This is a genomic window from Micromonospora antibiotica, assembly GCF_017599305.1.
GTDB lineage: Bacteria > Actinomycetota > Actinomycetes > Mycobacteriales > Micromonosporaceae > Micromonospora > Micromonospora antibiotica.
The window spans coordinates 442,863-455,935 of record NZ_JAGFWR010000003.1 but is presented as its reverse complement, the minus strand read 5'-3'; the positions used below and the strand labels follow the sequence as shown (position 1 = coordinate 455,935).

The 13,073-nt window shown below is 73.8% G+C and carries 8 protein-coding genes; 5 read left to right on the top strand and 3 right to left on the bottom strand.

The window, feature by feature from the left end; translation table 11 throughout:
- Positions 1 to 5,894 (bottom strand): type I polyketide synthase (locus JQN83_RS10050; protein WP_208566789.1); only part of this gene is annotated, 5,894 nt, incomplete at its 3' end.
- An 835-nt stretch (positions 5,895 to 6,729) separates the two neighbouring features.
- Between JQN83_RS10050 and JQN83_RS10045 the strand changes: the two genes are divergently transcribed.
- Entirely contained in the window at positions 6,730 to 7,659 is a 930-nt protein-coding gene (locus JQN83_RS10045; protein ID WP_208566788.1) for a sulfite exporter TauE/SafE family protein, read from the top strand.
- Positions 7,660 to 7,795: 136 nt separating this feature from the next.
- On the opposite strand, the gene JQN83_RS10040 is transcribed toward JQN83_RS10045, so the two are convergent.
- Positions 7,796 to 8,446, bottom strand: coding sequence for a hypothetical protein (locus JQN83_RS10040; RefSeq protein ID WP_208566787.1), 651 nt, complete (start codon positions 8,444 to 8,446; stop codon positions 7,796 to 7,798).
- A gap of 71 nt (positions 8,447 to 8,517) precedes the next feature.
- Here JQN83_RS10040 and JQN83_RS10035 point away from each other — a divergent pair, with 71 nt between their 5' ends.
- Complete coding sequence (locus tag JQN83_RS10035; protein ID WP_208566786.1) at positions 8,518 to 9,357, top strand: fumarylacetoacetate hydrolase family protein; 840 nt, start codon at positions 8,518 to 8,520, stop codon at positions 9,355 to 9,357.
- A 120-nt stretch (positions 9,358 to 9,477) separates the two neighbouring features.
- On the opposite strand, the gene JQN83_RS10030 is transcribed toward JQN83_RS10035, so the two are convergent.
- Entirely contained in the window at positions 9,478 to 10,215 is a 738-nt protein-coding gene (locus JQN83_RS10030; RefSeq protein ID WP_208566785.1) for an SDR family NAD(P)-dependent oxidoreductase, read from the bottom strand.
- Positions 10,216 to 10,416: 201 nt separating this feature from the next.
- On the opposite strand from JQN83_RS10030, the gene JQN83_RS10025 reads away from it, so the two are divergent.
- Genes JQN83_RS10025 through JQN83_RS10015 form a run of 3 tightly spaced genes read left to right on the top strand, consistent with a single transcriptional unit; the run spans position 10,417 to position 13,062 of the window.
- A complete protein-coding gene (locus tag JQN83_RS10025) occupies positions 10,417 to 11,103 on the top strand; it encodes a (Fe-S)-binding protein (protein ID WP_208566784.1) in 687 nt (228 codons plus the stop codon).
- Positions 11,100 to 12,551, top strand: coding sequence for a lactate utilization protein B (locus tag JQN83_RS10020; protein WP_208566783.1), 1,452 nt, complete (start codon positions 11,100 to 11,102; stop codon positions 12,549 to 12,551). The genes JQN83_RS10025 and JQN83_RS10020 overlap by 4 nt, the downstream gene beginning before the upstream one ends.
- Entirely contained in the window at positions 12,541 to 13,062 is a 522-nt protein-coding gene (locus tag JQN83_RS10015; protein WP_208566782.1) for a LutC/YkgG family protein, read from the top strand. Before JQN83_RS10020 ends, JQN83_RS10015 begins: the two co-directional genes overlap by 11 nt.
- Positions 13,063 to 13,073 lie beyond the last annotated feature (11 nt).

Sequence of the window (13,073 nt, the reverse complement as noted above, 5' to 3'; positions counted from 1 at the left end):
ACGAGGTCTTCGAGTTCGCTCTCGTCGCCTTCGACGCTGAGGGAGAGGCGTTGGGCGACCTCGCCGGCGACTTCGGCGCGTTTGATGGAGTCGATGGAGAGGTCGGCTTCGAGGTCGAGGTCGGGCTCGATGAGGTCGACGGGGTAGCCGGTGCGCTCGCTGATCACCGCCAGGATCGCCTGCTGGAAGTCCGCTGCGGTCACGCCGACCTGGTCGCCGGAGGGCAGCGCGGCGGTCAGGGTGGCGGTGGCCGTGACCGTGCCGCTCATCTTCTGGTCGAGCCAGGTGACCATGGCGCGGACGGTGCGGGCCTTGACGAGGTCTTCGAGTTCGCTCTCGTCGCCTTCGACGCTGAGGGAGAGGCGTTGGGCGACCTCGCCGGCGACTTCGGCGCGTTTGATGGAGTCGATGGAGAGGTCGGCTTCGAGGTCGAGGTCGAGTTCGATGAGGTCGACGGGGTAGCCGGTGCGCTCGCTGATCACCGCCAGGATCGCCTGCTGGAACTCGGCGATGCCCGGCCCGGCCGGAGCCACGACCACGCCTGCCGGGGCGGCAGCCGGGACGACACCACCGACCGTGGGGAAGGAGGGCACGAGGTCCGGGGTGACCGGCGCGGGCCGTTCGATCACCGGCGCGGTGGCCAGCGCCGTGCCGCCGTTCGACGCCGCCACGGCGGGCATCGCTGCCGGAGCCGCCACGGCCCGGGGGGTCGGGGTGGGAGGCGGAGCCACCGCCGGCGTCACCGGGGGCCGGGGCGTCGCCACGGGCGTCGCCGCCGGGGTGGGCACCGGGGCCGGGGCGGGCGTCGGGGCCGGGCCGGCTGGCAGCGCCGGGTACTGCTCGACCCGGTACGTCTCGGTGGGCTGCCCGCCCACCCGACCGCCGCCGTCACCGGAGTCGCCGAGGAAGGCGAGCATCACGTCGCGTTGGGTGGCGATCATCTCCCGGGTGGTGCGCAGGTATTCGCTGAGCAGCTCGCCCCGGATGTCCCGGACGGCCGCCGGCTCGGGGACGGTGACGGTCCGGACCTCGCGGACGGTCACCGGTTCGGGGGCGCGGACGGTGCCGGTGGCGGTGCCGGGGGTGGTGGCGGTGCCGTTGGCGGGGGTCATCGACAACTCCTTGATCCGTCGGGGTGGGGTCATGCCACCGGGAAGACAGTTGCCGTGCTGGTCCCGGACGAGTTGACCGTCGACCGTCCACAGCGGACGACGACTCGGAGCGGTGGTGGTAGTGGTGTCGTCCGCGACCCGCCCGTGGAAGAGCCAGTCGGGGCGGACCGGTGCGCCGGCGCAGGCGAGTTCGGCCACCGAGATCAGGAATCCGCGCAGCCCGTCGGACGGACCGCGTTCGCAGGCGACCGTCCGGTGCGGCCGGTCGCCGAGGACCGCCTGCACCAGCCGGCTGAGCACCTGACCGGGGCCGACCTCGACGAAGAGGCGGGCGCCGGCGGCGTACATCGCCTCGACCTGCTCGACGAAGCGCACCGGTGCGCCGATCTGCTCGGCGAGGTGGTGCCGGACCTGGCCGGCGTCACCGGAGTACGGGGCGGCGGTCAGGTTCGACCAGACCGGGATCCGGGGCTCGGCGATCGGCCGGGCGGCGAGCACCTCGGCGAAGGTCTCCACCGCCCCGGCGACCACCGGGCTGTGGAAGGCGCAGGCCACCGGGATGGTCCGGGCCGACAGGCCGGCCTCCTTGAGCGCGACCACCGCCGCCCGTACCTTCGCCGTCGGGCCGGAGACCACCACCTGCTGCGGCGCGTTCCGGTTGGCCAGCACCACCTCGCTGGTCAGGCCGGCCCCGGCGAGCACCTGGGCGACCTGGTCGGCGGTGGCGGTGACGGCCGCCATGGTGCCCGGGTCCTCACCGCACGCGCCGAGGATGGCCGCCGCCCGTTCCCGGCTCAGGTCGAGCAGGGTGGCCGCGTCGAACGCCCCGGCGACGCAGAGGCCGACGAGTTCGCCGTAGCTGTGGCCGGCGGTCATGTCGGGGCGGACCCCCAGCCGGCGCAGCAGGTGGTCCATGGCCAGACCGCCGATGCCGAGCACCGGTTGGGCGGTCCGGGTGTCGCGTACCCGGTCGTCCTGGGCGCGGCGGGAGTCCTGGTCGAAGGCGGCCGGCGGGAAGAGCAGCTCCGCGGCGGCCGGGTCGAGTTCGAGGTAGTGCCGCAGCTCGGGGAAGGCGACGAAGAGTTCGGCCAGCGCGCCGGGGCGCTGGCTGCCCTGGCCGGGGAAGAGGAACGCCAGCTGACCGGGCCCGACCGGGTCGACCCCGGTCGGCTGGACCAGGCCCCGGACCGGGTCGTGTTCGCCGGCCAGCGCCCGGTGCAGCAGGGTCTCCAGTTCGGCCAGGTCGCGGGCGACCACCGCGACCTGGGTCGTCCCGGGCCGGTTGGCGGCCTTGGCGGCGACCGACGCGGCCAGCTCGGCCAGCCGACCCGACCGGTTGCCGGTCCCGTCGGCGGCCAGGCTCTCCAGCAGCTGCCGGACGCCCTGGTGGGCGGCGGCCCGGTCGGTGCCCCGGAAGCAGAACAGCTCCGCCGGCCAGATCCGGTGCGCGTGCCGGGGTTCCGCCGCGTTGGGGTAGGCGCTGAGCACGACGTGGAAGTTGGTGCCGCCGAAGCCGAAGGCGCTGACCCCGGCGATCCGCTCGGCGGCCGGCACCGGCCACGGGCGGGCCTCGGTGAAGAACGCGAACGGGCTGTGCTGCGGGTGCCAGGCCGGGTTGGGTCGTTCCAGATGGATGGTGGGGGGCCGGACGCCGTGGTAGAGGGCGAGCGTCGCCTTGATCAGCCCGGCCAGGCCGGCGGCGCACTTGGTGTGCCCGATCTGGGACTTCACCGAGCCGAGCGCGCAGCTGCCCGGTTCGGCGCCGGACTCGACGAACATCCGGGTCAGCGTCTCCAGTTCGGTGCGGTCGCCGACCACCGTGCCGGTGCCGTGCGCCTCGACCAGCCCGACCTCCCGGGGGGAGATGCCGGTGCGGTGGTAGGCGCGGTCCAGGGCCCGGCGCTGCCCGTCGGGGCGCGGCGCGGTCAGGCCGAGGGCCCGCCCGTCGCTGGCCCCGCCGAGCCCCTTGATCACGCCGTAGATCCGGTCGCCGTCGCGCTCGGCGTCGGCCAGCCGTTTGAGTACGACGCAGGCGACGCCCTCGCCGAGGGCGATCCCGTCACCGGTGCTGTCGAAGGGACGCGACCGGCCGGTGGGGGACAGCGCGTGCGCCGAGGTGAACATGAGGTAGTCGTTGACCCCGTTGTGCAGGTCGGCTCCGCCGCAGATCATCAGGTCGCTGTCCCCGGCGACCAGTTCCTTGCACGCGGCGTCCATCGCGGCCAGCGACGAGGCGCAGGCCGCGTCGATGGTGTAGTTGGGCCCGCCCAGGTCGAGCCGGTTGGCGACCCGGCCGGCGATCACGTTGGCCAGCACGCCGGGGAAGCTGTCCTCGGTGACCGTGGGCAGCAGCTCCTGCATCTGCTCGGGCACCTCACCGAGGTACGCCGGGAGCATGGTGCGCAGGGTCTGCGCGTGTCCCATGTCGCTGCCGGCCTCCGCGCCGAAGACCACGCCGGTGCGGGCGTGGTCCGCGCCGGGGGCGTCGTAGGCGTAACCGGCGTCGACCAGCGCCCGGTGGGAGACCTCCAGGGCGAGCAGTTGGGTCGGGTCGATGCTGCTCAGCGCGGCCGGCGGAATGCCGTAGCCGATGGCGTCGAAGGGCACCGGGTCGATGAACCCGCCCCACTTGGAGACGCTGATCCGGCCGGTCTGCCCCGGACCGACCTCGGGGGCGTAGTAGTGGTCGGTGTCCCAGCGGTCGGCTGGGACCTCGGTGACGGTGTCGACACCGCTGAGCACGGTGCGCCAGAAGCTGTCCAGGTCGGGGGAGCCGGGCAGCATGCAGGCCATTCCGACGATGGCGATGTCCAGCGGGGCGGGCGACTCGTCGAGGTCGGCGGTCGGCGGCGTGAGCCGGGCCCGCAGCGCGTCGAGCCGGTCGGCGTGGAAGCCGCGTACCTCGGTGGTCACCTCGTCGTGCAGCGCGGCGACGGTGGTGGCGGTGTTGCGCAGTACGGCGACCTGGCCGGCCATGAACAGGCCGTCGCTGGCCTGGACGCTCTCGTCGACGGACTCCACGACGTCGCCGGAGCGGCGCAGGCCCTTGCTGGCGATCCGCAGCCGGCCGACGTTGAGCAGCTCCAACTGTTCCCACACTTCGCGGTTCTCCGCCCCGGCGCCCTCCAGTTGGTTGCGCAACTGGTGGAAGTCGTCGACGAACGGGGTGTGCAGGCAGCGGGTGGCGTGCCCGGGGGCGGTCTCCAGCAGCGCGGTGTGCTCGGCGGTGAGCGCCTCACGCTGGAACAACGGCTGGACCGCGCCGTGGGTCACGGCCTCGGCGGTGAACAGGTAGGCGGTGCCCATCAGCACGCCGACCCGGGCGCCCCGGCGGGCCAACGGCGCGGCCATCGTGGCGACCATCGCGGCCGACCGGGCGTCGTGTACCCCACCGGCGAAGAAGACCTGGAGCTGGGCGCCGGCGGCCGGGTCGGTGTCGAGGTACTCGTCGAGCACCGCGAGCTGGGCCTCCCACAGCGGGAAGCTCGCCCGGGGTCCGACGTGCCCGCCGCACTCGGCGCCCTCGAAGATGAACTTACGGGCACCGGAGCGCAGGAACTGGCGCAGCAGGCCGGGGGAGGGCACGTGCAGGAAGGTGCTGATCCCCTGCTCCTCCAGGGCGCGGGCCTGCGGTGGGCGGCCACCGGCGATGATCGCGCAGGCGGGCCGGATCTCCTGGATGACCGCCAGTTGGGCGGCGCGCAGCTCCTCGGGGGCGAAACCGAGCACCCCGACGCCCCACGGGCGGTCACCGAGCTGGGCGGCGGTCTCGGTGAGCATCCGGCGGCACTGGTCGGCGGAGTTGAGGGCGAGCGCGATGAACGGCAACGCGCCGCCGTCGGCGACGGCGGCGGCGAAGGAGGCCTCGTCGCTGACCCGTGTCATCGGGCCCTGGGCGACGGGCACCCGCACCCCGAGGGCCTCGGCCAGGGGCGCACCGGGTTGGAGCAGGTCGGCGGCGTCCGGGCCGTCGACGGCGTCGAGCATCGCCGCGCGCATGCCGCGTACGGCGGCGGCGGTGTCCGGCCAGCGGTCGGCGAAGGCGGCGGCCAGCCAGCCGTCCTGGCCGACGGGGAGCAGTTCGGCGTCGGCCTGGTGCGGCCCGCCCCGGCGGATGCCGCGTACCCCGTCGCGCAGCACGGTTTCCGAGCCGTCCATCCGCCGGATCACGGCCTGGACGTCGGCCGGGAGTTCCGACTCGGGCATCAGGGCGAGCTGGGTGTCCAGGACGACGCCTGCCGCGCCGCCGACCAGGCAGGCGCCGGCGGTCCGCGGGCCGATCCCGCCGGCCACCCAGACCGGCAGGTCGAGGGTGTCGTCGGCGACGAGCTGCTGGAGCAGGACGAACGAGCTGAGCTCGCCGACCCGGCCGCCGGCCTCCATTCCCCGGGCGATCAGCCCGTGTGCCCCGGCCGCCGCTGCGGCGTGCGCCTCGGCCCGGCTGGTGACCTCCACGAGCACCCGGTGGTGCCCGGTGATCTCGGCGAGCGGCCACGGGCTCGCCGGCTCGACCACGACCAGATCCACCCGGCCGGCCGCGGCGCGTGCCACGTCGGCGGGGGTGGCCCGGCAGCCGGCGGGCACCCGGATGCCGATCGGGTCGGCCGACCAGTTCGCCGCCCGGGTGAGTGCCCGTAACGACCAGTCGTCGCCGGCGGCCAGGTCGATGATGCCGCGCCCACCACCGGCGGTGGTGGCGGCCGTGATCCGTGGGCCGGGTTCCAGGACGCCGACAGGATTGACGACCAGGATCAGGTCACGCGTGTACGGTGCGCTACTCATCGGGCTCCCACTTCGGTCGCGAAGGATCGCGTGGTGACGGGGGGATCTGCCGGCCGAACGCCAGCGAGCGCGGTTCTGATTTGCGGCAGTCAATGTCGCGCTGAGTCACAATCTAGTGTGGCTCAGTTACATCCCGGTTAAATCCAACCGTCGGAGCCGCTGCGGTGAAGATTTCCTACCAAGGCTACCGGATATGCCCTCGGGGCCACCAGGCAAAATGTCGGCCGGTGAGTCGACGCTGTCGCCAGATCGTGCCACGGTGAGTTGCCAGCTCATTTGCGGGTTTATTTCCAAACTGTTTTCTGCTGATCGAGAACGTCCTGGTAGCAGAGATCAACTCGCCGCGCATCCCACGATGTGGAACGGGTCTTGCCATGGATTGCGGTGAACATTAAAGATCCGTATCGGCATTCTTGCCGTCATTACCCATCGATTTGATATGGCATTCGTGAGGCGAGGTGGGATTGGCTTCGATCATTGGACTCCCTGGTCGGGAGCGGGGTATCGGTCACCCGGGCTCCCGCCTCGCCCATCGCCGCTGACCTCGGCGGTGACCACCGGCCGCGCGAAGATGCCCCGCCGGTGTCGCCGATAACGGCTCTGGGCTGGTCAAACGCCAAGCTTTGACGACAGTCGACGTACTCACTTAACGAACGTTTCACGCGCTGTCTGCCGACCCCCCTCCTGCGGGTCGGCGCAAGCGATCTGCGGGGGATTCCGCCAGCGGTTCCCACCCCCGTACAGGCCCCGACCAGCCGGGACGTCCGTCACCGCCACGGTGATCCGCCCTAGCCGGGCCGACTTTCCCCATTCACCTTCCGGATCGGCGGTAATTGTGCGTAGCCTGCTTCTTCTTGCCCTCGTCGGCCTCGGTGCGCAACTGGTCGACGGCAGCCTCGGGATGGCGTACGGCGTGACATCCACCACATTGTTGTTGGCCCTCAACACAGGCGCGGCCAGCGCCTCGGCGACCGTTCACCTGGCCGAGATCGGCACCACCCTGGTCTCGGGCGCCGCGCACTGGCGGTTCGGCAACGTCGACTGGACGGTGGTCCGCCGGGTCGGTGTGCCGGGCGCCGTAGGGGCGTTCGCCGGCGCGACCTTCCTGTCCAGCCTCTCCACCGCGACCGCGGCCCCGATCATGTCGCTGATCCTGCTCACCCTCGGCCTCTACGTGCTGATCCGGTTCACCGTCGCCGGGCTGCCCCGCGACCGGGTCGGGCTGCCCCTGCGCAAGCGCTTCCTCGGGCCGCTGGGGCTCGTCGCCGGCTTCGTCGACGCCACCGGTGGCGGGGGCTGGGGCCCGGTCGGCACGCCCGCGATCCTGGCCAGCGGCCGACTGGAACCCCGCCGGGTGATCGGTTCGATCGACACCAGCGAGTTCCTGGTGGCGGTCGCCGCGAGCCTGGGCTTCCTGGTCGGCATCGGCTCGGAGAACATCAACTTCGGCTGGGTGGGTGCGCTGCTGCTCGGCGGCATGATCGCCGCGCCGATCGCCGCCTGGCTCGTCCGGTTGGTCCCGCCCCGCGTGCTCGGTTCCGCCGTCGGGGGGGTCATCGTCCTGACCAACATCCGGACCCTGCTGCGCAGCGACTGGATCGGTGCGCCGGACGCCGTCCGCTACGCCAGCTACCTGATCGTCGTGGTGCTCTGGGTGGCTGCGGTGACCTGGTCACTGCGTCGGCACCTGGCCGACCGGCAGGCCACCCCGGTCGCCGTCGGACCGGAGGCCGGTGCCGGGGAACCCGCCACCACGTCCAGCTGACCGGGCGGTCGGTGGCTCCCCGACCTCCCGGCCCCGGGTAGGTCGGGGAGCCACCGGCAACCCCGGGCGCCGCAGTCCGGCCCGCGACTGCTGCCGGGGTCGGGCCGCCGACCGTGGCGTCGCCGGCGGGCGTGGTTCAGGGCGCGGCGTGCTCGGTCTGGGCCCGGATCTGCCGGAAGATCTCCTGCGGCTGGGCGGTCTGCGGAAAGTCGGCGAGGTGGACCACACCGAGCGTGTGCCGGTCGGCCCAGGCGCAGACGTCGAACCAGACACCCCCGCTGCGGCCGTGCCCGCAGCGGGCGGACCCACCGACCGGCCCCGGCGGCACCGGCGTCACCTCCGTGATGGCGGTGAGCCGGGCGAAGATCTGGTCCAGGGCCCGCTCGGGGTCGGGGACCGTGCCGGAGACCCCACTGAGCAGGACGACCCGACGGTCGCCGGGTCGGTACAGCCCGAGTTCGGCCGAGTGTTCCTCCTTGACCGGGATGTAGGCGGTGCCCACCGCGCTGCCCGGCTCACCGTCGAGCAGCGGCTTGAGCCCTGACATGGTGCTCTGGGCGACCATGGTCAGTCGCCGGTCGAGCGACTCGTTCCAGGTGCCCAGCACCGTCGTCGGCTTGTCCAGCCGCAGCACGGCGGGATCGGGGGGTGGCGGCGACGCCCCGGCCGACCTCGCGGCGACGGGCCCGGCGGTGCCCGAACAACCGGTCGCCGTCAGCAGGCCCGCGAGGACCAGCGCACCCGTGCGTACCGCCTGCCGTACCCCCGTGCTGGGTTGCGGATCCATGTGTGCCTCCTCCCCGGTCGCAGTGGCATCGGGCAGGATAGCGTGCACTGTCGTCAGTGGAGGGGGACCGGATGAAGCTGATGCGGGTGGGCCCGGCCGGCGCGGAGCGGCCGGTGCTGCATGCCGACGGCCGGCACTACGACCTGTCCCCGCTCACCACGGACATCGACGCCGCCTTCCTCGCCTCCGACGGCCCGGCCCGGGTCCGGGCGGCCCGCGACCTGCCGGAGGTGGACGTCACCGGCCTGCGGGTCGGTCCGCCGGTGGCCCGGCCCGGCGCGGTGCTCTGCGTGGGGCAGAACTACGCCGCGCACGCCGCCGAGTCCGGTGCCGCCCCGCCCGAGACCCCGATCATCTTCTACAAGGCACCCAACACGGTGGTCGGCCCGTACGACGACGTGCTGGTGCCCCGGGGCGCGACCGCCACCGACTGGGAGGTCGAGCTGGCCGTGGTCATCGGCCGGCGGGCCCGCTACCTGGAGTCGCCCGCGCAGAGCCTCGCCCACGTCGCCGGCTACCTGGTCTCCAACGACGTGTCCGAGCGCGACTTCCAGCTGCGTGACTCCGGTGGCCAGTGGTCCAAGGGGAAGTCCTGTGAGACCTTCCAGCCGCTCGGCCCGTGGCTGGTCACCCCGGACGAGATCGCCGACGTGCAGGATCTCGGGTTGCGTTCCTGGGTCAACGGCGAGCCCCGGCAGGACTCCCGCACCTCGGACATGGTCTTCGACGTGGCGTACCTGATCTGGCACCTGTCGCAGTACACGGTGCTCGACCCCGGTGACGTGATCAACACCGGTACGCCGGAGGGGGTGGCCCTGTCCGGCCGGTTCCCCTACCTGCGGCCCGGTGACGTGGTGGAGGTCGAGGTGGACGGGCTGGGCCGGCAACGGGTCACCATGGCGGCGGCCTGACCGGCGGCGCGGAGCCGCTGCCGGCGATCCCCGACGGGCCGGCACCGGCCTGACGGGAGCGGGCACCGGCCTGACGGGAGCCGGCGAACGCTGGCCGGGTGGCCCTGCCGTCCGCCCGGATCAGCGGACCAGCCGCAGGCCCGACATGCCGCCGTCGACGGCCAGCGCGGTGCCGGTGGTCGCCCCCGACAGCGGGGAGGCGAGAAAGGCCACCGCCTGGGCGACCTCGTCGGCGGTGACGAGCCGGCCGGTGGGCTGCCGGGCGGCGAGCCGGCGCTTCTCCGCGGCCGGGTCCCCGGCCCCGGCGAGCAGCCGGGTCACCCACGGGGTGTCCACCGTGCCCGGCGCCACCGTGCACACCCGGATGCCGTCGCCCACCAGGTCCGCGGCCATGGCCAGGCTGAGCGCGTGCACCGCACCCTTGGTGGCGGAGTAGACGGCCCGGTCGACCAGCCCCGCCGTCGCCGCGATCGAGGTGATGCTGACGATGGCGGCGCTGGTCGAACGCCGCAGGTGGGGCAGGGCGGCCCGGCAGGCCCGGGCGACCCCGACGACGTTGACGTCGAGGCAGCGGTGCCACTCGGCGTCGTCGGCGGCCTCCACCGCCCCCACCGCACTGACCGCCGCGCAGTTCACCAGCACGTCGAGACCGCCCAGGGTCGCGGCGACCCGGTCCATGACCCCGTCCAGCGGGGCGGTGACGTCGGCGGTGAGCCGCAGGTGCCCGCCGCCCGCACCGGGGTCGCGGTCGAGGACGGCGACCCGGGCCCCACGCGCGGCCAGCAGGTCGGCGACCGCCGCGCCGATGCCCGAACCGCCGCCGGTGACCGCCGCCACCAGACCGTGGAAATCCGTCATCTCGGCACCTCGTAGCACGGGCGTCAGGGACCGGCGGACGCCCCACCCGCACCGGACGTCCACCGGGGCCGGTGTGCCGTGGCGATCGGCGGGCCAGCCGCCCGCCCGGCTGCCGGGACCGCAGGACATCGCACCTCGCACCGGACGCCATTGATCATATACGATTTCTTCGATCGCGGCCGGGAGCGGTGAGGGGGCACGGTGCGCATCGCGTTGTTCGTCACCTGCCTCAACGACGCGCTCTTCCCGCGCGTCGGCATCGCCACCGTGACGGTGCTGGAGCGGCTCGGCCACACCGTGACCTTCCCCGCCGGGCAGAGCTGCTGCGGCCAGTTGCACGCCAACACCGGCTACCCGGGCCCGGCCCGCGCGCTGGAGCAGAGCACCGAGGCGGCGTTCGCCGGCCACGACGTCGTCGTCTCCCCGTCCGGCTCCTGCGTGGCCCACCTGCGGGCGCACACCCGACTGCCGGTGTACGAGCTGTCGGAGCTGCTGGTGGACGTGCTCGCGGTCACCGACGTGGGGGCCCGCTTCCCCTACCGGGTCACCTACCACCCGACCTGCCACGGGCTGCGGATGCTGCGGCTGGGCGACCGGCCCCTGCGGCTGCTCGGCGCGGTGCGTGACCTGGAACTGCTGGGCCTGCCCGAGCCGGAGCAGTGCTGCGGCTTCGGGGGCACCTTCGCGCTCAAGAACGCCGCCGTCTCCGGTGCCATGCTCGCCGACAAGTGCGCCCACGCGGTGGCCACCGGGGCCGACTACCTGGCCGCCGCCGACAGCTCCTGCCTGGCGCACATCGGTGGTGGTCTGGCCCGCCGGCCCGGCGCCCCGCGACCCGTCCACTACGCCGAGATCCTCGCCGCGACCGGGGCCGGAGCGGTGGGATGAGCACCCGACACCCCCCGCCGGGCCGGCAGTTGCCCATCGTGGCCGTCACCCCGTTCCCCCGGGCGGCGGCCGGTGCGCTGCGCGACGCCCAACTGCGGGCCAACCTGGGCCGGGCCACCCGCACCATCCGGGAGAAGCGGGCCGCGGTGGTGGCCGAGGTGCCCGACTGGGAGCAGCTGCGCGACCGGGCGGCCCGGGTCAAGGACGACGTGCTCGACCGGCTGCCCGAGCTGGTGGACCGGTTCACGCGGGCGGCCACCGCCGCCGGGGCGACCGTGCACCACGCCACGGACGCCGCCGCCGCCAACGCGGTGGTCACCGACCTGGTCCGGGCGCAGGGCGTCGACCGGGTGGTGAAGGTCAAGTCGATGGCGACCCAGGAGATCGGCCTCAACGAGGCGTTGGCGGCGGCCGGGGTGACGGCGGTGGAGACCGACCTGGCCGAGCTGATCGTCCAACTCGCCGACGACACCCCGTCGCACATCCTGGTGCCGGCGATCCACTACAACCGGGGGCAGATCCGGGAGTTGTTCGCCCGGCGGATGCCCGGCTTCCACGCCGACTCGGACGACCCGGCGGTGCTGGCCGGTGCCGCCCGGGACTATCTGCGGCGTACCTTCCTGGCGGCCCGGGTGGCGATCTGCGGGGCCAACTTCGCGGTGGCCGAGACCGGCTCGTTGGTGGTCGTCGAGTCCGAGGGCAACGGCCGGATGTGCCTGACCCTGCCGGACACCCTGATCGCCGTGGTCGGGGTGGAGAAGCTGCTGCCCCGCTTCGTCGATCTCGGTGACTTCCTGCGGCTGCTGCCGCGCTCGTCGACCGGCGAACGGATGAACCCGTACACCTCGATCTTCACCGGGGTGACCCCCGGCGACGGGCCGCGCCGGCTGCACGTCGTGCTGCTGGACAACGGCCGACGCCGGGTGGCGGCCGACCCGGTGGGCCGGGCGGCGTTGCGCTGCATCCGCTGCTCGGCCTGCCTGAACGTGTGCCCGGTCTACGAGCGGGTCGGCGGCCACGCCTACGGCTCGGTCTATCCCGGGCCGATCGGGGCGATCCTGTCGCCCCAGCTCACCGGGCAGGACGCCGGCCACAACGCGACCCTGCCGTACGCCTCGACGCTCTGCGGGGCCTGCTACGACGTCTGCCCCGTCAAGATCGACATCCCGGCGATCCTGGTGCACCTGCGCCAGACGGGGCCGAAGCCGGCCGCCGAGCGCGCGGCGATGGCGTGGCTCGGCTGGACGATGCGCGACCGTCGGCGGTGGCGGGCGGCGCTGCGGGCGGCCCGCTCCGGCGGCCGGCCCCTGCGGGTGCTGGGCCGGCGGCACGGCGGGCGGCTGCGCCGCGCCCCGTGGCCCCTGTCGGCGTGGACGACGCACCGCGACGCCCCACTGCCCGCCGAGGAGTCCTTCCGCGACTGGTGGCACCGCACCCATGACTCCTGAGCTGACCGCGCTCTTCGTCGCCCGGGCCGGGGACCACCACGCCGGGGTGCACCCCTGCACCCCGGCGGAACTGCCCGGGCTGCTCGCCACCCTGCTCGCCGGGGCGACCGCCGTGGTGCTGCCGGCCGGGACACCACCGCAGTGGACCGCCCGGCTGGGCCCACCCACGCTACCCGGGGACACCCTCACCGCCACCGAGCTGGACGCCCCCGGCCTGGCCGTGCTCACCGGCTGCGCACTCGCCGTCGCCGAGACCGGCACCCTGGTCCTCGACGGGGGCGCGGCGCAGGGCCGCCGCCTGCTGACCCTGGTCCCCGACCACCACGTCTGCGTGGTCCGCGCCGCGCAGATCGTGGCCGACGTGCCCGACCTGGTGATCGCGCTGCCCGACCCCACCCGCCCCCTGACGATGATCTCCGGCCCCTCCGCGACCAGCGACATCGAGCTGAACCGGGTGGAGGGCGTGCACGGCCCCCGCCGCCTCGACATCGTCTGCCTCCCCCCGGGGTAGCCGGGCCGGGC

Bases quoted from the DNA above. Each gene is read 5' to 3' on its own strand.
- JQN83_RS10040 (WP_208566787.1), bottom strand. From the start codon at position 8,446: ATGGATCCGCAACCCAGCACGGGGGTACGGCAGGCGGTACGCACGGGT.
- JQN83_RS10035 (WP_208566786.1), top strand. From the start codon at position 8,518: ATGAAGCTGATGCGGGTGGGCCCGGCCGGCGCGGAGCGGCCGGTGCTG.
- JQN83_RS10030 (WP_208566785.1), bottom strand. From the start codon at position 10,215: ATGACGGATTTCCACGGTCTGGTGGCGGCGGTCACCGGCGGCGGTTCG.
- JQN83_RS10020 (WP_208566783.1), top strand. From the start codon at position 11,100: ATGAGCACCCGACACCCCCCGCCGGGCCGGCAGTTGCCCATCGTGGCC.
- JQN83_RS10015 (WP_208566782.1), top strand. From the start codon at position 12,541: ATGACTCCTGAGCTGACCGCGCTCTTCGTCGCCCGGGCCGGGGACCAC.